The organism is Paenarthrobacter sp. 10L420 (assembly GCF_056395385.1).
In genome coordinates, this window is record NZ_JBFTJK010000016.1 from 84,883 (window position 1) to 105,876 (window position 20,994).

At 59.8% G+C, this 20,994-nt stretch carries 17 protein-coding genes; 7 read left to right on the plus strand and 10 right to left on the minus strand.

Annotated features, from left to right (window positions below; all coding sequences use genetic code 11):
* The first annotated feature begins 9 nt into the window (after nucleotides 1-9).
* The 6 genes from AC1DD5_RS20110 to AC1DD5_RS20135 are packed head-to-tail and all read left to right on the plus strand — an operon-like array spanning nucleotide 10 to nucleotide 7,515.
* On the plus strand, nucleotides 10-951 hold the full coding sequence (locus AC1DD5_RS20110) for an ABC transporter permease (RefSeq protein ID WP_477522552.1): 942 nt from the start codon (nucleotides 10-12) through the stop codon (nucleotides 949-951).
* Nucleotides 948-2,744, plus strand: a complete 1,797-nt coding sequence (locus AC1DD5_RS20115) for a dipeptide/oligopeptide/nickel ABC transporter permease/ATP-binding protein (RefSeq protein ID WP_477522553.1) — start codon at nucleotides 948-950, stop codon at nucleotides 2,742-2,744. The genes AC1DD5_RS20110 and AC1DD5_RS20115 overlap by 4 nt, the downstream gene beginning before the upstream one ends.
* A complete protein-coding gene (locus tag AC1DD5_RS20120) occupies nucleotides 2,744-3,607 on the plus strand; it encodes an ATP-binding cassette domain-containing protein (protein ID WP_477522554.1) in 864 nt (287 codons plus the stop codon). The genes AC1DD5_RS20115 and AC1DD5_RS20120 overlap by 1 nt, the downstream gene beginning before the upstream one ends.
* The gene (locus AC1DD5_RS20125; protein ID WP_477522555.1) at nucleotides 3,604-4,614 is read left to right on the plus strand and encodes a Gfo/Idh/MocA family protein; all 1,011 of its coding nucleotides are present in this window, start codon (nucleotides 3,604-3,606) and stop codon (nucleotides 4,612-4,614) included. Before AC1DD5_RS20120 ends, AC1DD5_RS20125 begins: the two co-directional genes overlap by 4 nt.
* A gap of 22 nt (nucleotides 4,615-4,636) precedes the next feature.
* Complete coding sequence (gene uidA, locus AC1DD5_RS20130) at nucleotides 4,637-6,493, plus strand: beta-glucuronidase (protein ID WP_477522556.1); 1,857 nt, start codon at nucleotides 4,637-4,639, stop codon at nucleotides 6,491-6,493.
* Nucleotides 6,490-7,515, plus strand: a complete 1,026-nt coding sequence (locus AC1DD5_RS20135; RefSeq protein ID WP_477520116.1) for an SDR family NAD(P)-dependent oxidoreductase — start codon at nucleotides 6,490-6,492, stop codon at nucleotides 7,513-7,515. The genes uidA and AC1DD5_RS20135 overlap by 4 nt, the downstream gene beginning before the upstream one ends.
* 53 nt (nucleotides 7,516-7,568) lie before the next feature.
* Here the strand turns inward: AC1DD5_RS20135 and AC1DD5_RS20140 are convergent, their stop codons facing one another.
* From AC1DD5_RS20140 to AC1DD5_RS20165, 6 genes are read right to left on the minus strand one after another with little or no spacing between them, the layout of a single operon-like run.
* A complete protein-coding gene (locus AC1DD5_RS20140; protein WP_477522557.1) occupies nucleotides 7,569-9,878 on the minus strand; it encodes a beta-L-arabinofuranosidase domain-containing protein in 2,310 nt (769 codons plus the stop codon).
* 7 nt (nucleotides 9,879-9,885) lie between these two features.
* A complete protein-coding gene (locus AC1DD5_RS20145) occupies nucleotides 9,886-11,484 on the minus strand; it encodes an alpha-N-arabinofuranosidase (RefSeq protein ID WP_442005541.1) in 1,599 nt (532 codons plus the stop codon).
* 31 nt (nucleotides 11,485-11,515) lie between these two features.
* Nucleotides 11,516-12,535, minus strand: a complete 1,020-nt coding sequence (locus AC1DD5_RS20150) for a LacI family DNA-binding transcriptional regulator (protein ID WP_442005542.1) — start codon at nucleotides 12,533-12,535, stop codon at nucleotides 11,516-11,518.
* Between the two features lie 11 nt (nucleotides 12,536-12,546).
* Complete coding sequence (locus AC1DD5_RS20155; RefSeq protein WP_477522558.1) at nucleotides 12,547-13,461, minus strand: carbohydrate ABC transporter permease; 915 nt, start codon at nucleotides 13,459-13,461, stop codon at nucleotides 12,547-12,549.
* The gene (locus AC1DD5_RS20160; protein ID WP_477522559.1) at nucleotides 13,462-14,376 is read right to left on the minus strand and encodes a carbohydrate ABC transporter permease; all 915 of its coding nucleotides are present in this window, start codon (nucleotides 14,374-14,376) and stop codon (nucleotides 13,462-13,464) included.
* Between the two features lie 49 nt (nucleotides 14,377-14,425).
* Nucleotides 14,426-15,769 carry an extracellular solute-binding protein gene (locus AC1DD5_RS20165; protein WP_477522560.1) on the minus strand — a complete coding sequence of 448 codons (1,344 nt, stop codon included), beginning with the start codon at nucleotides 15,767-15,769 and terminating at the stop codon, nucleotides 14,426-14,428.
* Between the two features lie 332 nt (nucleotides 15,770-16,101).
* On the opposite strand from AC1DD5_RS20165, the gene AC1DD5_RS20170 reads away from it, so the two are divergent.
* Nucleotides 16,102-17,073, plus strand: coding sequence for an AraC family transcriptional regulator (locus tag AC1DD5_RS20170; protein ID WP_477522561.1), 972 nt, complete (start codon nucleotides 16,102-16,104; stop codon nucleotides 17,071-17,073).
* A 95-nt stretch (nucleotides 17,074-17,168) separates the two neighbouring features.
* On the opposite strand, the gene AC1DD5_RS20175 is transcribed toward AC1DD5_RS20170, so the two are convergent.
* The 4 genes from AC1DD5_RS20175 to AC1DD5_RS20190 form a co-directional block, all read right to left on the minus strand.
* The gene (locus tag AC1DD5_RS20175; protein WP_477522562.1) at nucleotides 17,169-18,653 is read right to left on the minus strand and encodes a carboxylesterase/lipase family protein; all 1,485 of its coding nucleotides are present in this window, start codon (nucleotides 18,651-18,653) and stop codon (nucleotides 17,169-17,171) included.
* A gap of 38 nt (nucleotides 18,654-18,691) precedes the next feature.
* Complete coding sequence (locus AC1DD5_RS20180) at nucleotides 18,692-19,417, minus strand: alpha/beta fold hydrolase (protein WP_477522563.1); 726 nt, start codon at nucleotides 19,415-19,417, stop codon at nucleotides 18,692-18,694.
* A 140-nt stretch (nucleotides 19,418-19,557) separates the two neighbouring features.
* The gene (locus AC1DD5_RS20185) at nucleotides 19,558-20,124 is read right to left on the minus strand and encodes a cysteine hydrolase family protein (protein ID WP_477522564.1); all 567 of its coding nucleotides are present in this window, start codon (nucleotides 20,122-20,124) and stop codon (nucleotides 19,558-19,560) included.
* Between the two features lie 15 nt (nucleotides 20,125-20,139).
* Nucleotides 20,140-20,994: aldehyde dehydrogenase family protein (locus AC1DD5_RS20190; RefSeq protein WP_477522565.1), on the minus strand; the 855-nt coding region annotated here is incomplete at its 5' end.

Genomic DNA, 20,994 nt, shown 5'->3' on the forward strand with positions numbered 1-20,994 from the left:
CCGCGGGTCATGATCAGTTACGCCCTCCGACGTCTTGGTGCAGGCATTGTCCTTGCGCTGCTCGTCACCCTCATCACTTTCTTCCTCCTCAGCGGATCCTTGGAATCTGTTGCCCGCGAACGCCTGGGCAGTGCAGCCACTTCAGAATCCCTGAAAGCACTGATGACCCAGCTTGGCTTCGATCGGCCGGCCATCGTCCAATACCTGGACTGGCTCGGCTCGGTACTGACCGGTAATTTCGGTACTTCTCTTTTCACCAGCCAACCGGTAGCGCCTGCCGTTGCAGCGCGTCTGGGCGTCACGCTGTCGCTGGTCGTCACCGCGCTCATCATCACAGTGCTCGTCAGCGTTGCGCTGGGCGTCTGGGCGGCAACCCGAGGAGGACTGGCCGACAAGGTTTCCCAAGGCTTGTCCTTGATAGGTTACGTCGTCCCCGGGTTGCTCATCGCCATAGTCCTTGTGGCTGTGTTCGCCGTGAATCTGAAGTTGCTGCCTGCCACCGGTTTTACTCCCTTTGCCCAGAATCCTGGAAAGTGGGCGGCATCGATCACTATTCCTGTCATTGTGCTTGTCATTGGTGGAGTGGCCAGCATGGCTGCACAGATCCGCGGCACCATGATCGGTGAGCTCAGGAAAGACTACGTCCGTACCCTGCGGACACGAGGTGTACCGACGCGGTCGATCGTGCTTCGCCACGCGCTTCGGAATGCTGCAAGTCCTGCCCTGACTGTCCTGTCCCTTGAATTTATTCAAATGCTCGGTGGTGCGCTCATCATCGAGAACGTGTTCGCGCTTCCTGGCTTTGGCGCTTACGCATTCAACGCCTCGCTCCAGGGCGATATCCCCATCATCATGGGCATCACTTTGTTCAGCGTCATGTTGGTTGTCACGGTGAACCTCATCACAGACGTAGTGAACGGCTGGCTCAACCCGAAGGCGAGAATCTATTGAGCATCGAAGAACTCAGCGTGACTTCCGGGTTGGCAGCCCCACCCCGGAAGTCTCCGCTACGGAAACTCGCCACCGATCCTCAGGCAGTGATTACTTCGGTCCTGCTTCTGGTCATCATCATCCTGGGGCTTCTCACTCCGTGGATCGCCCCGCACGATCCCAACGAGGCACAACTCAATGCGATAAACGCCACACCCGGCACCCCCGGATACCCCCTCGGAGCCGACCAGAACGGACGCGACATCGCTTCCCGCCTTCTCCATTCAATCAGCACCAGCCTGATCGCAGGTCTAATTGGAGCAAGCGTTGCACTGGCTATCGGAATTACTTTTGGCCTTATCGGCGGGTACTTCGGCCGACGGCTCCGAAGCGCGACAGAGTGGGTCTTCAGCCTCATCATGACGTTCCCCGGGCTGCTGCTGCTGATCGTCCTGATGCCAGTGACCAAGGGCGACTACCGGGCAACCATGCTGATCTTTGGCGTGCTGCTCTCCCCCGGGGTCTATCGCATCGTCAGGAACCTGGTCCTTGGCGTGAAGAACGAACTCTACGTCGATGCCGCCCGCGTGTCCGGACTGTCCAACCTGAGAATCCTGGGCCGCCACGTGCTGTTCGCTGTCCGTGGCCCCATCATCGTCGCCGCCGCGTTCCTGATAGGCTCGGCGATCAGCCTGCAGTCCGGCCTGGCCTTTCTCGGCGTTGGGTCCAACCTCGTTCCCAGCTTTGGTGCAATGATCGCCGACGGCTTCACAAACCTTTATGTCGACCCCACCCAATTCATCTGGCCCAGCGTCATGCTGGGCACGCTTACTGCGTCCCTTGTATTGCTCGGAAATTCCCTCCGGGACGCCTTTGAGGGAGCAAAGCTCAAACCATCAAAGGCTTCGGCGCCCGCAGCAATTACACCCAGAACAATTACCCCCGCTAGGGACAGCATCCAAGGCCAAGCGGCGGACCTGCTCTCGGTTGACGACCTGGCCATCGCTTACCCCACTCCAGCAGGCCAGCTGAGGGAAGTGGTGAAGGGAGTCAGCCTCAGCCTGCGAGCCGGTGAAACCCTGGGCCTGGTGGGTGAATCCGGCTCCGGAAAGACGCAGACCGCCTTTGCCATCCTCGGTGTGCTTCCGCCCGAGGCCGTGGTCACACAAGGCTCTATACAGTTGGATGGTCGCCATTTGATCGGCCTTTCGGAGCAAGGGCTACGCGCCCTGCGAGGACGTGAGATCGCGTACATCCCGCAGGAACCTATGTCGAATTTGGACCCCTCCTACACGGTTGGCGCCCAACTCGTCGAAGGCATCCGCGCCTCTGCCCGGATGTCACGCCGGGAGGCAAAGGCGAAAGTGATGGCGCTGCTGGCACGTGTGGGTATCCAGGATCCACAGCGAACGTTCAATTCCTACCCGCACCAGATCTCCGGCGGAATGGCACAACGCGTCCTCATCGCCGGCGCCGTGGCAAGCCGCCCCAAGCTCCTCATCGCCGACGAACCCACGACGGCGCTTGACGTCACAGTCCAGGCCGAAATCCTGGATCTGATACGGGACCTCCAGGCCGAGCTGAACATGGCTGTGTTGCTCGTAACGCACAACTTTGGAGTCGTGGCAGATATCTGCGATCGGATTGCCGTGATGCAGGACGGCCGGGTTGTCGAATCAGGAACCGCGCTGGAGCTCTTCCGGGAACCGCAACATTCATACACTCAAATGCTTCTGGGCTCCATCCTCGACGAGAACACCGTTCGGACCGACCAGCCCACGCCGGTCGTGACGGCCACCGGGGGAAAGAACTGATGACAACACCGCTATTGAACGTAAAAGACCTCCGCGTGACCTTCAAAGGCCACGGATTCCGGTCTCGTGAGGTGGAAGTCCTGCACGGGGTTTCCCTAACAATTGCCGAGGGTGAGACGCTCGGCGTCGTGGGCGAATCCGGATCCGGAAAGACCACCATTGGGCGGGCAGTCCTGGGTCTTGTAAAACCCAGTGGTGGGCGCATCACCTTCCGGGGTTCTGACATTACCCATGCCACTGCGAAGGAACGCCGTACCCTCTCCAAAGACATCCAGGTAGTCTTCCAGGACCCCTATACCTCCCTCAACCCGTCCCTGACCATCGGTGACACCCTGAGCGAGCCCCTCATCGTCCAGGGAACAAGTGCCACTGAAGCCCGGGCCCGCGTCCGCATGCTATTGGATCAAGTCGGCCTGCCCGGTGACGCGGCCGAACGTTTGCCCCGGGAGTTCAGTGGCGGACAACGACAACGAGTCGCCATAGCCAGGGCGCTAGCGCCGGAACCCAAACTCATTGTCTGCGATGAACCGGTCTCGGCGTTGGACCTTTCCACACAGGCCCGCGTCATGGACCTTTTCATCGACATCCAGCGGCGCACAGGCGTTGCCTACTTATTCGTGTCCCACGACTTGGCCGTAGTTCGGCACATCAGCCACCGCGTCAGCGTCGTGTACAGAGGGGACATCGTTGAAACGGGCCCCGCAGACCGCGTGACTTCCACACCAGAGCATCCCTACACCCAGAAGCTGTTGCTCGCGGCGCCCATCGCAGACCCTGTGGAGCAAGAAAAACGCCGGGCAGATCGCCATCGCCTTGCGGAGCTGCACCGGGAACAGCATCTCCAAGCAGGAGTGTCGGGATGACGGATAGAACCGTGGATGAGACACGGCGTCCCCAAACTCCATTGCGGTGGGCTATCGCCGGGGCCGGTACTATCTCCCGGAGCATAGTGCCCGATCTGCAGCTCTTGCCCGGAAACCAAGTGGAAATCATCTTCAGCAGGAATCCGGCGAATGCAGCCAGCTTCGCAGAGCAGTTCGGCCTGGACCGGTGGACCGACGACTTCGATTCCCTTGTCAGGGACCCTGGCGTTGACGTTGTGTATCTGGCGACGCCATTCGCTACTCATGCCGCCATGGCGCGCCAGGCGCTGCTTGCCGGTAAACATGTAGTTGTCGAGAAGCCCATGGCATTGAACGCGGATGAGGTGCAAGACCTCTTTGCGCTGGCCGAAAGCCAAGGACTCTTCCTCATGGAGGCAATGTGGATGAAGTTCAACCCCGCATTCCAACACCTTTTCGAGCTGCTACGCAGCGGAATCATCGGAAAGCCGTCCAGCGTCCGCGCCGGATTTGGCTTTCCCCTGATCGCCGATGGTGGCAGCAGATGGGACCTTGGGCGCAGCGGAGGAACGCTCCTTGATCAAGGGATCTACGCGGTGACATTGGCCCACTCAATCTTCGGTGAGCCAACATCCATAACGGCCCATGGCCGCCTTAGAGCCGACGGGCTGGACTTCGCCGAACATTTCACCCTTGACTTCGCGGGGGGCGAGTTTGCGCAATGCGCGAGTTCAATGACCGAATTCGTCGATCCCTCCGCCGCTATCAACGGCGCCAAGGGCTGGATCACCATCCCAGGCATGTTCTGGACATCCACCACTCTCCAGATTCACGCCGGTTCCTGGGAAAACATGTTCGCCCCTGAACCCATCGATCACACCCGCGAGGGCAACGGCTACGTCCCCATGCTCAGGGCCGCCAGCGAAGCAATCCGGGCCGGGGAAATCCACCACCCAATACATCCGGCGAAAGACACAATTGCCGTGTTCCACACCCTGGACACCATCGCCAGCCAGTTATCTCATTGACAGCCAAGCAGGAGAAAATACATTGCTTAAGCCCCGCCCTACAATTACCCGAGAACTTATCAACCTGGACGGTCTTTGGCGCTTTGCCCTTGAAGATGCAGACGTTCCCGAGCCTTGGAGAGGCGTCTTGGGAGGGAAACTTGAAGCACCCGTCCCCTCGAGTTATAACGACCTCTTTGCTGACCAGAAGATCCGGGACCACGTGGGCTGGGTGTGGTACCAGCGGACCGTGCGTGTACCGCGAGGCTGGACCGGGGAAAGGGTTTTGCTCCGTTTGGACGCAGCCACGCACGAGGGCAAGGTCTATGTTGACAACGTCTTGGTAGCCCAGCACGTCGGTGGCTACACACCCTTTGAAGCAGACATCACAGAGCACGTCTCACCAGGAGGTGAATTCAGGCTCACCGTTGGGGTGAACAATGAATTGACCAAGGCCACCATCCCCCCGGGCAGCATCACCGTCAGCCAGGACGGGCGGCGCCAACAGACCTACTTGCATGACTTCTACAACTACGCTGGCTTGGCGCGGTCAGTGTGGCTCTACAGCAAACCAGAGCGCCACATCAGCGACATCACCGTTGTTACCGGCGTTATTGGCCGCACCGGCGTCGTCGATTATTCTGTCGAAACCAATCACCAAACGTCGGTCCGCGTCCGGGTTTTGGATGCCTCAGGCCAGGAAGTTTCATCGGCAGAAGGCAGCCAAGGAACACTCAGTATTGAGGATGTCTCGCTGTGGCGACCAGGCGCAGCCTACCTTTACAACCTGGTGGTAGAGCTCATCGACGGCGAAGACGTGATTGACAGCTACACGGAGCCGTTTGGTGTGAGGACTGTCGAAGTCCGCGGGACGCAGTTCCTCATCAACGGAGAGCCCTTTTACTTTACGGGCTTCGGCAAGCACGAGGACACAGCCGTCCGGGGCAAAGGTCACGACAACGCCTACCTTGTGCACGACTTCCAGTTGCTGGATTGGGTGGGAGCCAACTCGTTCAGGACCTCGCACTACCCCTACGCAGAGGAGGTGCTGGAATTCGCCGACCGCCACGGCATCGTCGTCGTCGATGAAACCGCCGCCGTCGGACTGAACCTGGGGGTCCAGGGAGGACTGACAGGGGTGGGCCCCAAACCCACGTTTTCGCCCGACACCTTCAATCACGAAACCCAGGCGGCCCACGCACAGCACCTTCGCGAGGTCATCTCACGCGATAAGAACCACCCAAGCGTTGTCATGTGGAGTATCGCCAACGAACCGGCCTCGAACGAGGACGGGGCCCGGGAGTTCTTCAAGCCACTCGTTCAGCTCGCCCGTGAGCTCGATCCAACGCGTCCCCTGACCTACGCCGCAGTCATGTTTGCAACGTACCAAAACGACAAAATCGCAGACCTCTTCGACGTCCTCAGCATTAATCGCTACTACGGCTGGTACGTCTTTACGGGGGATCTTAAGACGGCAGAAGATTACCTTGAACGTGACCTCCGCGGCTGGCTGGAGGCCTTCGGCAAACCCATCATGATGAGCGAATACGGGGCAGACACCATGCCCGGACAACACTCCATCTGGGACATGCCTTGGAGCGAGGAGTACCAGCAGTCCTTCCTCGCCATGAACCACCGCGTCTTTGACAGGATTGACGGCTTTGTAGGTGAACACGTCTGGAACTTCGCCGACTTCCAAACGTCAAACGGGATCCACCGCGTGGACGGCAACCGTAAGGGCGTTTTTAGCCGGGACAGAAAACCAAAAGCGGCAGCTCACACCCTGCGTGCCCGATGGACTGGTCTCAACGGTGCCAAGCCCGCCATGGACGAAACAGAAGTTCCCGAAAACATAACAAGCGAGCTCAATCCAGCACCGGCCCTCGAAGGAGCAAAATGACCAACAACATCAAAGCACTAACCGGCTCGCGTCCCATTCGGGAATGGCTCGCCCATCCCGCTGGCGGTCCCCTCCTTCGGGGAATGCTTAACGAGGCCGGACAGGACGAATCAGCCCTGAAACCCATCGATCACCTTGCCCTGCAACAGCTGGTTGAACTCGGTGGCGGACAGTTCCCGCAGTCCCTGCTTGATCATCTGGTGAGGGAAGCAAATGGTGGAATCGAACCCGAGGAGGACGCTGAGGACATCGACGACGCCCTGTGGCAGGAACGCATCACCGACGGCAGATTCCTGGGCAAGACTGTCATCGTCACGGGCGCCGGCTCCGGGATCGGCCGCGCCACTGCTTCCAGGATTGCCCGGGAAGGGGGAAGGGTGATTGCCGTAGACATCGCAGCTGCCCGGCTCGACTCACTGGCGATGGATCACCCGCAGGCTGACGTGGTAACAGTGCAGGCCGACATCACCAAGGATGAAGACATTCTGAGGATTGTTGAAGCGGCTGGAGACCGTATATATGCCTTGGCAAACGTCGCCGGAATCATGGACGACATGACCCCCTTGCACGAGGTGGCCGATGACGTCTGGAACCGGGTATTCGCGGTCAACGTCGACGGAATGTTCCGCCTGACCCGCGCCGTACTACCGGCCATGCTGGCTGCCGGACGCGGTTCCATCGTGAACGTTGCCTCCGAAGCCGCGCTCCGCGGCAACTCTGCAGGGCTCGCGTACACCGCGTCCAAACACGCAGTTCTCGGAATGACCCGCAGTACTGCCTTTATGTACGCGCCCCAGGGAATCCGCGTCAACGCAGTCGCCCCGGGCCCGGTTGCAACAGGCATCGAGGCCACCTTTGGCTCGGAGCTCGGGGCGAACCGGTTGGCTCCGTTCATGCAGATAATCCCACCTGTTGCTGTGGCCTCGCAGCTGGCTGCCTCCATCACGTTCCTCCTCAGCGAGGACGGAACCAACATCTCCGGCGCCGTCCTGCCATCGGACGGTGCGTGGTCGGTCCAGTAAGAAAAGCCCTTGGGGTTCCTCACTGCAGATGATGCAGTGAGGACCCCAACTTTTCAGGCCAACGAATCCGCGGCATCGGTCAAGAGCAGCAGGCGCCTTAGCCTTGGCATCGTGTGGCCCGGCCGAGGAGCAATGACCAGCCGGGCCTCCGAGCTGCCGTTGCTGTTGAACTGAATCTCACTGGTACCGTCCGGCCCTTGCCTGACTGTTGCTGCCGTCCCGTTGTCTGCCCCGGAGAGAAGGAACGATTCCTGATCCTCCCCCGGCACGCTTTCAATGCGAAGGCTCGTGCCGATCATCGTCCAGTCACGCAGCACCAGTGTGAGCGGCTCCTTGGGGCGCAGCCAGTGTGCCCCGTCGGGTGTCATTCCACGCTCAGCATGCTGGGCGCTAACCTCATGATCAAGTTCAGGCTGCTGTTCCCCGAAGGTGACCCCGTCCACTACCCGTGCTTCCAAGGCGGTAGATGCCCTGTCTTGCTCCGCCAACTTCCCCTGGATTTCGGTGATCTGCATTCCGTCCTGAGCCATAGGCCAGGAGAGCCTGTACCGGGCATCGTGGATCCTGTGCAGAGGCTTTAGCGTCAGCCTCTGCCCATCCGAGGCGAGAACCGAGAGCTCTTCGCCCCCTTCGGAGTGCGTTTCCAGCCCACTGGCAAGCAGAACAGGCGTCTCAGCCAGCGGCCTGAGCGGCCCTGAAGCGATGTGGGCGGCCCTGGCCCCCGTTGCCCGGTAATGCAGTCCATTGTCCGGGATCTCTTCGGCAAGGACCGTGGGTCCGTATCTGATCCAGGCCCATGGGGAATCATCCGCGGCCCGCACCATCTGCAGTTCACGGTCCAGACTTAGCAGAATCTCCTCCGTCCCGTCCCACACGCGGCGCAGTCGCCACCAACCCGCTTCTTCCTCGAGCCTGCCGCCGTCGATCCTGCCGCCGTCGCCCAGTGTGGCCTTGGCGCCTCGCGCCCATTGCGGTAGGCGGATGGCGAGGGTGAATTCCCGCGGCTCCTCCACTCTCACGCGGACGGAGGCGGTGTTCCCTGAGGGTAAGGCCGAGTCAATGGTGACCCGGACGCCCTGCTCCATCCAGTTCAGTTCCGTGGCCAAAAGCCAGCTGATACGGAGTTCGTCGCCATCAGCGACGTACACGTGCGCAGCATGCTTTGCGTGAGCCTCGTACCCGGAGCCCATACAGCACCAAAAGCCGTCCTGTTCCGGCGAATACATCCGGTAGTGGCCCGGACGATGGGAAGTGAAGTAGACCAGGCCACCGTGCCCAGGGTGCTGCGTGGATAGCACATGGCTGCACTGAGTGACCTCGATGTAGTCCAGGTACCGGTCCTCTTTATCCAGGAGATAAAGCTCGGCTGCCAGCTTGACCATGTTGTAGCTGTTGCAGCTCTCAGGGCCCTCCCGGCCGAGGAACATTGGCGAGAAGTCGTCCCTGCGGTGAAAATGCTCCCGAACACTGTTGCCGCCAATGGCGCTGCTGCGCCACGCAACGACGTCGTCGAAAAAGTCTCGGGCGGCCTGCCCGATGCGCGCGGTCGCTGCATCTTCCAACCCCAGTTGGCGGGCGGCCCTGGCAATTGCGGCGTAACCCACCACGACGGGAATTTGCGTGTTGGCGTGAAGGCCCGCAAGTGAGTCCTGCGGTATTTCGCCCGGCAAAGCCAGCACCCGGGTTATCAGCTCTTCCCGAATGAACCTCATGGACAGCTGAAGGTAGCGCCCATCCTGCCGGAGAAGCGCCAGGCGGGCGAACGCTTCAGTAAGTCCGCCGAACTCGGTCTGCATCATGAGCTCGAGTGCTTCCTGGTCCAGTCGGTCGATGGTTTCCAGCCACCAATTGGCCAGTTCATCCAGGATCTGGTCCGCCTCCACGGAGGGAACATTCCATGCGACATCCACCAAGCCCGCCAGCGTCTTGTGCAGGTTATACAGGGGAACCCAGCGCCCGTTGAGCTCAAAGGGAGAGGCTCTAATGTCTCCCTGAATGAGCTCGTCCCAGAGCTGCCGCCCTTGAGGTACGCCGCCCAAGTATCCTGTGCCGGAGGCCTGCTGCACTTCCCGCAGTCCGGACAGCAGGCTTCCAAGCATCTTCTCCAGGCGTGGGTCACCGTCCCCGGCTACAGCGTGGGCAAGCGCTGACAGGACGTGCCCTGCCGTGTGGCCGTTGAGTCCCGTCGATTCCCAACCGCCGTAGAGCTCCGCCGTAGCCGGAAGGCCCGCTTCGACACGGAAGGGCGCCAGAAGACGATCAGGATCCAGACGCAGCAGTGCTTCACGGTTCACACGCTGGGCTTCAGCAAAGACGCCCTCGCGAAGCCGAATTTGGCTGAGGGGGCGGTAATCAAAAGTCATGGTCATCTCAACAGTTCAAGCAGGGCTTGCTGCCCGTGGTGGGGCTGGACGTCGCGGCCGCTGCAGCAGTGACTACAGGGACCTGACCAGACAGTGTTCCCCGAACGGTCGCGAAAGAGTGGGCTGGAAGACGCAGTACCAACTGGCCCTCGCGTTCTTCAACTTCTAGGAAGCGCGGCGTGACGGCGTCGGGGTGTGCGGGCGCGTTGAACGCTGAAACTTTGTCGCCGGAAAGCACGAGTGCTTCCACCTGCTCCAGGGAGCCGCCGCGAAGGTCCAGCACCACCTCGCTTTCGTCCTCCAGTTCCAGGTTGGCCATGGAGATCAGAACCTGGCCATCTTTGGTGCTGGCGGAGGCAGTGAACGTGGGGACCTGCTCCCCCTCCAGCGTGTGCGAGCCGTCAGAGTCAAGGTGGGTGTGCAACACGGTGGCATCCTGATGCCCTGCGTTCATGGCGAACACGTGGAACGTGGGCGTCTTTACGAGCGCTCCGCTCTCTGGATCCGTGAGCAGCATGGCTTGCAGGACATTTACTGTTTGGGCGATGTTCGCCATGACCAGCCGGTCTGCATGATGGTGAAAGGAGTCAAAGTGGATTGCTGCCACCAGGGCGTCGCGGATGGTGTTCTGTTGATAGAGGAAGCCCGGGTTGGTGCCGGGCTCTACGTCCCACCATGTGCCCCACTCGTCCAGGACCAACCCCACCGCCTTGTGCGGATCGTAGACGTCCATCATGGTGGAGTGCGCAGTCAGCAGGGTCTCAATGTGATGGGCGGCCTTGACCGTCTTCCAGTACTCTTCCTCATTGAATTCCGTGGCGGAGCCTTTGCTGTCCCAGTGACCGGACATCGTGTAGTAGTGGAGCGAGACACCTTGATATGGGGAGCTCTTGCGGCCTGGCCCGCCCTTGTCATGAAGTGCTTCCATCAGGGCTTTGGTCCATGCCACGTCGTCGTCGTTGGCGCCGGCTGCTATCCGGTAAACATCGTTGCCGTTGTGGGAGCGGACAAAGGTGCTGTACTGCCGGGCCAAGTCTGCGTAGGCCTCAGCCCGGAAGTTGCCACCGCATCCCCAAGGTTCGTTGCCGATGCCGAAGAAGGGGACTTTCCAGGGCTGGTCGCGTCCGTTCTGTCGCCTCAGGCGAGCCATAGGTGAATCATCGGCGCGGGTGAGGTATTCGATCCATTCGCTCATTTCCTGGACCGTGCCGGAACCCACATTGCCGTTGACGTAGGCGTCCGCGCCGAGCATTTCGCAGAGGTCCATGAACTCATGGGTGCCAAACGAATTGTCTTCTACGACATCGCCCCAATGGGAATTGACCATCACGGGGCGCTGCTCACGAGGGCCGACGCCGTGACGCCAATGGTATTCATCGGCGAAGCAACCGCCGGGCCAGCGAAGATTTGGGATGCGCAACTCGCGCAGGGCTTCCACCACGTCATTCCGGATGCCACGGGTGTTGGGTATTTCGCTGTCCTCCCCCACCCAAAAACCACCGTAGATGCAACGGCCCAAATGTTCGGCGAAATGACCGTAGATGTGACGGCTGATGGTGGGACCCGCAATGTCCAGATTGACGACGAGCCGGGGCGAAGATGCCATGGTCAAGATTTCTCCAAAGTCTATGTGTGATTCAGCTGGTTGATTCCCGGACGATGAGCCGGAAAGGGGCCACGAGCTCGCGCCCGGGGCGGGGGGAACGGTCTTTAATCCGTTCGGTGAGAAGGGAGAGTGAGGACCGGACCATCCAGTCATGGTCCGGTGCGATGGTGGAAAGGGACGGAACGGAAAATGCTGCCTGCTGGACGTCGTCGAAACCGATGACCTTCACGTCCTCCGGAACCCGCAAGCCGGCGTCCTTAAGACCTCGAATCACCCCGAAGGCGACCGCATCGGTAACGGCTACCACGCCGTCGAATTCAATACCGTCGTGGACCAGCTTCTTGATGCCATCAGCGGCATGCTCCATGCTGGGTTGATCCATGGGCACGTGCAGCGAGGGGTCGTCGGTGAGTCCTGCGTCAGCCAAGCCCTGTCGGTAGCCCTTAAGACGATCCAGTACAACATTGTGGAGCTCGGTTTCGGGAGAGTAGTTACTCGCCCACGCGATGCGTTGGCACCCTTGCTCCACCAGATGTGCGGTGGCCGCCTTGGCTCCTTCTGCGTTTGGCATCACCACGTGATCAACGGCATCGCCGTATATCTTTTCGCCGAGGAGGACCAGGGGTATGGACTGGTTCAGAAGGCTGGCTTCCTCCGGCCCCAGTACCAGTGCAGAGAGAATCAGGCCGTCGTATTCCAGATTGCGCGACATTGCGACGGCGTCGAGTTCGTCTTCGATGTGCAGACCGGTCTGCTCAACGGCCACGCGGTATCCGAGCTCGGCGGCCTGGGCAACAACCCTGCCACTGAGCTCACCGAAATAGGCGTGGCTGAGGGCAGGAACCGCCAACCCGATCACCCCGGTGGTCCCGGTGCGCAAAGTCCTTGCAGAACGGTTCATGACGTAACCGCTCTCCTCCACTGCCTCCAGGACACGCCTGCGGATATCCAGATTTACAGACCGCCGGCCGTTCACGACGTTGGATACCGTCATTGTTGACACTCCTGCCAGCCGCGCTACGTCAGACATTGTGACCATTGCAGACCCCATTTCCACAAAATTTATTTGATGCCGGCAGAACTAAAACTTTGCGTGTAGCGCTGCTGGACGAAGAAGAAGACCAGAACTACAGGTATCACGTAAAGGATGGATCCTGCGGCTATGAGGTTGTTTAGTGGGAAACCCCTTTCATTGACGTACCCGGATGACAACGCAACTGCCAAGGTGGTGTTGCTCTGATCCAAGAGAAGGTTGGGAGCTATGAAATCGCCCCAGACCGCCAGGAATGACATGACGAAGGCGGTGACGACGATCGGTTTGGAGATAGGAAGAAAGATCCTGGTGAATATGCGGAATTGTCCGCACCCGTCCAGGATGGCCGCCTCCTCCAGTTCCTTGGGAAGGCCGGCAAAGAACTGACGGTAGAGGAAGATCAGATAGGGAGATCCCACCAATCCCCAGATCACCCAAGGCCAGTAATTCCCCACAAGTCCCACCTGCGAAAACAACAGATAGGTGGGAATGAGTGTCACGATGCCGGGCATCATCATCATGGCGATGAGTACTCCGAAAAGAATTCCCTTTCCCGGCCCGCGGAGCCTGGCAAAACCGTAACCGACCAATGCCGAAGACAGCGTAGTAAGGACTCCGTTGACCGTGGCCAGGAACAGTGAGTTCAGCATGTACGGAAGGAAGGGGATCCTCGTTAGTGCCTCTACGAAGTTCTCGATGTGCGATGGGAGCGGCCACAGAACGGCGATCCCTGAGTACAACTGCTCAGGCGATTTGAATGCCGTGGCCAGCACCCAGTACATGGGAAAGGCAACAAGGGCAGTGATGAACACGAGGACGGCCGTGACCAGAATGGTCGACCGTCGCCGAATGCCCGATAGGCTTCGCGTGCCCCGCTCATGACCAGGTGACTGCACCGGGTAGGGATGCGCCCGTTTGGATGACTGCAGTTCCTTGAGAGTCATCTACTTCCCTCCATCGCTGGAAGGATCCACGGAATAGAAGACAGTCTTTCGGCTCGCACGGAAGAACAAGACCGTTACCACCAGGATGGCCAGGAAGAACAGCCACAACATCGCTGAGGCATAACCGTAGCGGGAGTAGGCAAAGTACTGTGCATAGACGTCGATCATGAAAATCCTGTTGGCTTCGGGAACCGCCGTGACAGCAGCTGCGCCAGTGGTCGGGGAAAGCAAAAGGGCGGGAACGAAAGTTTGCAGAACGCCGATGGTCGAAGTCACGGTCTGGAAGAGGAGCACTGGCGAGATGGTGGGAAGTGTCACTGCCGTGAACCGGCGCCAAGGTCCGGCTCCATCCAACGTTGCGGCCTCCAGGAGCTCCGGGGAAACATCCTGCAGCGCAGCGAGGTTGATGATCATGCCGGCACCAATGCCCCAAAGCATCACGGCCAGCAGGACCACGAACACTTGCTGCCCCGTCATCCAGTTCACGGCGTCCTGCCCGAACCAGGCACGGACAGCGTTGATGGCGCCGGAATCCCGGTCAAACACCAGCTTCCAACTCAATGCCGACGCCACTGGGGGGAAGACGGCGGGGAGGTAGATCATGGTCCGCCAGAAAGACCTCAGTCGCACCTTCTGGTTCAGCAGGATGGCCAGACCGAGACTGCCCGCCACCGTAAGAGGCACTACAACAACAGCCAGGACGGCAGACCGCGACATGCTCGCCCACGTTTCAGGGTCACCCAGGACATCGAGATAGTTCTGCGCACCCACCCAGCGAAAACCCGGGCTCACGCCGTCCCAGTCGGTCAAGCTGACACCCAGGGCGTAGGCGAGCGGAAAGATCGTGAGCAGGACGGTGCCGATGAGCCAGGGCGAGATGAAGAGGTAGAAAGCCCGGCTACGCCGCTTAGTCAATGGGCTGCCCCGCCGTACGGGACGGGCAACGCTTAGCGTCGAAGCCATGTCAACCGCCGATACGCGAAACACCCTCGGCGAGGAGTGCGTTGCATTTGGTGTTGACTTGATCGGCGAACTGCCCGGCCGTCAGGGATCCCTGGACCAGCTTGGGGAACTGCTCCGAAACTGCAGCTGTCAGCGCCGTGACGGTTGCGTATGGGGAAAAGCTCAACACCTTGGCGTACTTGTCCTCGGCCGTCTGCGTTTCCAGAGCTGACTTCTGGTACGCCTCCTTGGCAGGAAGGCTGGAACGAAGGTTCTTCATGACGGGGAGACCACCACCGGTTGCTGCACGGTCCTTTGCGGGCTGCCCGGCAGTGAACCATTCGAGGAAGGCGAAGCCTCCGTCTGGATTTTTGGCCTTGGCGGGAATCCAATGGCCTGTGGCGCTGGTGGTGGGGCTTACCCGCTCCTTGCCCAACAAGGGCGCAGGTGCCATACGGGCAAAGTCGGGCGCCTTCGTGTCGCCGGACACGACGCCGGTCAGCCAGTATCCGGCACTCTGCATGGCCTGCCGGCCTGAACTGAACGGGGGCCAGTCCCAGCCGTCGGGGTTGGGATCCAGGAGTGTGTAGCCAGCTTTGGCTTTCGCTACATCTGCCAGCCAGCCGACGGCCTTCTGAGCCTCGGGCGAACTGAAGTCCACCTTCTTCAAATCTTCACTGAACAGCGAGACTCCGGTTGTGGCGAGCATCCCTTGAAGGAACGCCACATCCGGTGCTGTAGCGAACAAGCCATAGCGGGAAGACTTACCGCCGGAGGATGAGGTCATGCTCTTGGCAACGTCCAGCAATTCGTCGTAGGTGAACGGATTGGCACTGTCAGGGACCCGGGCACCCACTTCCTCGAAAACGGACTGGTTGTACCAGAACATCATGTCCAGGCTCCAATCCTTGGTCAGTCCGTAGGTGCTGCCGCTGCCCTGCCGGGTACCGTCCCACTTCCACACATCATTGATTGCTTCGAGGTCGCCCGAGTGGATGAGGGAGCTGCCGGAAAGGTAGTCGTCCAGCGGTTTCGCAATCTTTCGGGAAGCCAGATACGGAGTCACTTGGGCACCAGCGCCGCGGACCAGGTCCGGGGGTGTGCCGGCAGCGAGCATTGCGTTGAGGCGGGTCTCGTCGTACTTGATAAACGTGATGGGAGCATCGGCGTTGAGTTGCTGCCAGGCGGAAATCACGTCCTTGGTGATCTCACCATCGTTGCCCATGATGGTCAGTGCACCCTTGCCGGAAGAGCTGCCTCCTGCTGGGCTCGACGTGTTGACCTTGCAGCCACTAAGAGCTGCGGCTGCCACACCGGCGGCCGTGAGGCCCAGGAATCCCCTGCGATTAATGGGTTGGATTTTCATAAACTGCGCACCTTCCTTGCTACGCGTACATGCCCAGCGAAAAGCAAGGCATGTAACGATAAACGGGAGATCCGGATGCATCACGAGAAAGTGTGCTTTAGGATGCGTTTATCGTTACACGAGGTTGTGGAAGCGTCAAGACTTTTTCCCAACTTCGTTTCCTGTTACGGGCTGGGAGGTGCGCATGCCAGGGCGTCCCGAACCGACCGCGATGGCAAAGATAATATATTGAATCCATGACGATAATCACATAAACTCGATATACCTCCGGCGCTACTCCGGCAAGCCCGTATCGGGATTATCGACCCAAATCGAAAACTTTGGAGCACTTGATGCATACCCACGGGCTTGGTACAGGAGGTAGTCCCCTCGTCCTGGACACGCACGACCCCTCTGAGGCTCGCGAGGCACTCAGTAACGCATACTGCCCCCACATCCTGACTGTTTCCCAGCCCCGGGACTTCCATGCTGTCCAGGAAGAGGTCACATTAGGCCCTCTTTCCATCCACAGGCTGAGTTACGGATCGGAGGCGTCTGTGGATGCTGAACCGCTCGCCTCATGGATCTTGATCAGCATGGTGCTCAAAGGCCGGCTGGCCGTAAGTTCGGGCGGCGCTGAACGTATTCTGACGTCAGGGCAGACGATTGTCTTGGACTCGTATCGAAACTTCAGGCTCGTATTTGGGGTGAACTCCCAGCTCCTCACCTTTCGGTTTGACCGTGCATACGTGGAAGAGGCCCTGCATGATTTACGCGGTGACAAAACAACGCCCCAGGTACGGTTTGGCTTGCAAGGGCCCAAGTCTTTGCGGGCCGCTGCCACTTGGAATGCAGTATCGTCACTGCTGGTTCGGGAGTCCAATGCGAACACTTCCGGCGCCCGCTATCCCTTATTGCAAGACCAGCTGATCCGTACCGCCGTCGCCGCCCTCGCAGACACCCACCCGCTGGCGATCGACGCCGGGGAGGAAGTTGGCTTGCAAGCTGACTCAGCCGCTGTCCGTCGGGTCATGGCGATAGTTGAGGCCCGGCCGGAGTATCAATATCAAGTAGCCGACCTCGCAAAAAGTTCTGGGTTGGGTGTCAGGGCGCTTCAGGAGGCTTTCCGGAACCAGCTGGGGACAACTCCCATCGGATTCATTAGAGACGTGCGGCTTCGCAGGGCCCACGACGACCTCCTGTCGGGCCGGGGCAGGACAGTTGCAGAAGTGGCAGACCGTTGGGGGTTCTCAAACTTGGGCAGGTTCGCCGCGCAGTATCGGGAACGCTACGGATTCCCGCCATCCGCCACGCTGCGGCGCTGACATTTCGCCTATGACAATTGACGAGTGCTGGAATGACGAGGGAATGCCCGCGCCATTCCAGCACTCGACGGTCAGATCCTTACGAAGGAGGGACTCTACGAGGGACGTGACCCATCAAGGTTCCGCCAGGGTCTTCCAACCTCAGTGCCGACCCGGATGTTTTGGTCAATCAGAAGCAGTTCGCCCTGTTCAGAGGTATATTTCGGCCAAGCAAAACCGTCATGCTTTGGGTTTCCCGTAACAGCAAAGGAAATAAAAGCCTTATGCATTGACGTCCCGATCCTCTCAAAGACAACTTCCTCGATGCCCTGAATAAATCCTGCCCCCGACCATTTATCGACATTGTTGAACGTAAATGGCAGGTCCAAGCAATGAGTCGCGCCCAGCCTGCCGTCAAATGCCGGCGAATCGAGTCGGAACTCATACGCGTACACCGGAGCGTCTACAGCCCGTTTTTCCACTAAGTCCAGCGCGCTCCGCCTAAAGAGGTTGTCGCTGACAACACCGGAAAGTACCTCTTGTGGGGTGCTTCGTCCCGAGCTGGTGTAGGCCCCATAGATGCCGAGGGCCTCCTCGCCCTCACCGCCCAACCAATCCAACACCTGGGACTGGCTTGTATCTGCATACTGGGGGTCCAACGCGAACGCGAAACTAGCCTCATCTTCGGTCCAGCCGACCAGCAGCTCAACGTCAGATTCCGCCAGCGCCTGCAGTGGATGAACCGGGATACTGTCCTCGTCGATAACCGGCAGGAATGCCAGCGGCCAATTTCCAAACGCCGCGTTGTCCATCAGTACTCCCAGGGAGCCCTCAACGAGACGTTCCCCTGGCTCATTCCTTAGCGCTTCGACGTCGTCGTGGCCGAGCAGGGTGGCGAGTTTCCGGGTGCGCCCGAATGCCTCCGAAGGTGTTTGAAACTCGATGCCCAGGGGGATGCTTTGCAGTATCGCCCGATGAAAAAGGCCACGGGAAGTGGGGTGCTGTACAAGTCCTCCTATTGAGAGGGCACCACCTGATTGACCGAGGAGAGTGATGGCGTTGGGGTCACCACCGAATGCTGCGATGTTATCTACAATCCAGCGCAGGGCAACGGCTTGGTCATCGAGCCATAGGTTCTCGCGGTCACCCATCCCGGACAGGTACCCCAGGGCACCGAGCCGGTAGTTGATCGTAACAACCACCAAGTCGCCGTTTTTCGCAAAAGTATCGCCAGCGTAGTAGGGAATATTCCCAGAACCGATGAGCAGTCCGCCACCGTGAATCCAGACCAGGACCGGCCTCCGCTTGTCATCGGCAGAGGGCGTCCAAATATTTAGACTGAGGCAATCTTCATCGAATGGTGGAGACCCGTGCTCCCCCAAAATAGGCGATCCGCCGGGGACAAATGGCTGGAGCGCCGACGGTCCATAATTTTCAGCGCTCCTTATCCCCGCCCACCCCTCGTGGGGGCGTGCAGATTGCCACCGCAGATCGCCGACTGGGGGTGCGGCGTACGGAATTCCCCGGAAGACACTCAGGTCTTCTTCGAAAACGCCCACCACATCGCCGTACGACGTTGTAACTACAGGTGAATTACTCACGGTTACCGCTTTCATGTTGTTGGAACCACGATGTGGAATCAGTCCTGCCCGGCATCCACAATTTTGGAGGCCAGCAATTCGGGGTTAGTAAAGACGACTTCGTGACTCCCCGGCATTTGGACCAGTCGGTGAAGCCCAAGTCGGCTGGACATCCGCGGATGCCAGCCCCATTCTCCAGGAGGCAACGCAGTGTCTTCGGTCCCGTTGAGGTAGCTCTTGGGAATTGCTGACTGGTAGAAAGCGGTGAGGTCCAGCTGGTCAGCAAAGGGCTGGAAGGGTTCTGGAGACAACAATTCGAAAGTAGATTCCGCGAGTTTCAAGTCCGCGTCCTGAATGAATGCATCACGCCAGATTGAAAACGGCAGCGCTACCGTATTGTCGTCAGAACCGGCAGCCAGCGAGCTGAAAAGTTCGCGGTAGTGTGGGGGCACTTCGTCAAGCAGAGAATTCCCCGGCTGTGGAACGAATGCGTTCCAAAAAATGAGCCGTCGCAGCCGCTCTGGGATCTCTTCCGCGACTCGCGCAATTACTGTGCCGCCGAAACTGTGGCCTAAGAGAACCACGTCCGTCAGATCATTGTCCGTAATGAACTGAACTACAGACTGCACACAATCGTCGTGGTTCACTTCCTTATTGACGCCGATGCCGTGGCCGGCGAGAGTGGGACCGTAGGCCCTGTGTCCAAGGGATTCCAGATGCTCAATGACGGAATCCCAAGAAGCTCCGTCGTGCCATGAGCCGTGAACGAGAACGAATGTTGTCATAACTTCTCCTGTAATAGCAGCGATTTTTCAGCGCCGTATATTGATTGGATGACGACAATCGTATGAACTCTATATCGCTTCGGCTACCCCGATAACGCATTCCTTGGCCAATAAACGATCCAGACTAAAAAGTCCTGACGCTACAGCTGGAGCAGGGTTTCGCTTTTGACCACGTTGATCATCGGCGACAGCAGTTGCATGAGGTTGAGCGCCTGATCGTGCGCGTCGTCGTTCTGTCCCGCGCACGCGTCCTGGACCACAGTGACAAACCGGCCTGCGTCCGCGGCACCAAGGGCCGTGGCGAGGACGCAGCAGTCGGTTGCCACACCTGTCAGGATGAGCTCTCCGCCCACAGGAATTCGATCGGCCATCGCATCGCCCCACTTGGTGAACGTTGGAAGATCAATGGAGCTTGGGGCGTCGACGCCCGGAAGCGCGAGATCCCAAAGGTGATCCTCGGGTTCCCGGCGCATGCTTGACCACCGGTCGTAATAGGACAACCACGAACCCGGTTCTGTCGTGTCTGGGACGAACCGGGTGGCTATTGGTTGAAATCCTGCCCCTGCCAGCCGTGCGATGGTCTGGGCCGCTTCGTCGTACCGCGGGATGTGCCAGTCCCCCACTTCACGGAAGGCGCGCTGCATGTCGATAATGACCAGCTGGCCTTTTGCTGCGCTGGTTGAAGCTCCTCGCGTGGGGCTATTCACGGTTTCTCTGCCTTCTTAGTCCGAGTAGGGGTCGGCGATGCCGATGTATTGGGTGGTGGTGTACTCGGCGATGCCTTCGGAGCCGCCTTCGCGGCCGAGGCCGGATTGCTTGACCCCGCCAAAGGGTGCTGCGGCATTGGAGATGACGCCGGCGTTGAAGCCGACCATGCCGAACTCGATCTGCTCAGCGACGCGCAGGAGCCGGTTGAAGTCGCGGCTGTAGAGGTAGGACGCGAGCCCGTACTCGGAGGCGTTGGCCAGGCGGATGGCGTCTTCCTCGGTGGCGAACGTGGTCACCGGGGCGACAGGGCCGAAGATCTCCTGGCCCAGGATCGCCGCGTCGTTCGGGACGTTGGCCAGGACGGTGGGCTGGTAGAAATACCCGGGTCCGTCCACGGGCGCACCGCCGGTGACAGCAACAGCTCCGGCCTCGACGGCGGCACTCACCAAAGCGTGCACATCCGCCCGGGCCCCGGCGTCGATCAGCGGACCGACCTGCGTGTTGGGTTCGGTGCCGCGGCCGGTGGTCAGCGCGCCCATGGCGGAAGCGAACTTGGCAGTGAACTCCTCAGCGACCGAGGAATGGACGAGGAATCGGTTCGCGGCGGTGCAGGCTTCGCCCATGTTCCGCATCTTCGCAGCCATCGCGCCTTCCACGGCGGCATCGATGTCGGCGTCTTCGAACACGATGAACGGGGCGTTCCCACCGAGCTCCATGGAAGTCCGCAGGACGTTCTGTGCGGCGTCGGCCATGAGCCGCTTCCCGACCGGGGTGGAGCCGGTGAAGGAGATCTTCCGCAGGCGTGAATCCTTCAGCAGCGGCCCGGAAATCCCGGACGCGCTGGAGGAGGCGACGACGTTCAGGACTCC

Excerpts from the sequence above, each read along its gene's own strand:
- AC1DD5_RS20110 (WP_477522552.1), top strand. The coding sequence starts at position 10 with ATGATCAGTTACGCCCTCCGACGTCTTGGTGCAGGCATTGTCCTTGCG.
- AC1DD5_RS20120 (WP_477522554.1), top strand. The coding sequence starts at position 2,744 with ATGACAACACCGCTATTGAACGTAAAAGACCTCCGCGTGACCTTCAAA.
- AC1DD5_RS20125 (WP_477522555.1), top strand. The coding sequence starts at position 3,604 with ATGACGGATAGAACCGTGGATGAGACACGGCGTCCCCAAACTCCATTG.
- AC1DD5_RS20135 (WP_477520116.1), top strand. The coding sequence starts at position 6,490 with ATGACCAACAACATCAAAGCACTAACCGGCTCGCGTCCCATTCGGGAA.
- AC1DD5_RS20140 (WP_477522557.1), bottom strand. The coding sequence starts at position 9,878 with ATGACTTTTGATTACCGCCCCCTCAGCCAAATTCGGCTTCGCGAGGGC.
- AC1DD5_RS20145 (WP_442005541.1), bottom strand. The coding sequence starts at position 11,484 with ATGGCATCTTCGCCCCGGCTCGTCGTCAATCTGGACATTGCGGGTCCC.
- AC1DD5_RS20150 (WP_442005542.1), bottom strand. The coding sequence starts at position 12,535 with ATGGGGTCTGCAATGGTCACAATGTCTGACGTAGCGCGGCTGGCAGGA.
- AC1DD5_RS20155 (WP_477522558.1), bottom strand. The coding sequence starts at position 13,461 with ATGACTCTCAAGGAACTGCAGTCATCCAAACGGGCGCATCCCTACCCG.
- AC1DD5_RS20165 (WP_477522560.1), bottom strand. The coding sequence starts at position 15,769 with ATGAAAATCCAACCCATTAATCGCAGGGGATTCCTGGGCCTCACGGCC.
- AC1DD5_RS20170 (WP_477522561.1), top strand. The coding sequence starts at position 16,102 with ATGCATACCCACGGGCTTGGTACAGGAGGTAGTCCCCTCGTCCTGGAC.
- AC1DD5_RS20180 (WP_477522563.1), bottom strand. The coding sequence starts at position 19,417 with ATGACAACATTCGTTCTCGTTCACGGCTCATGGCACGACGGAGCTTCT.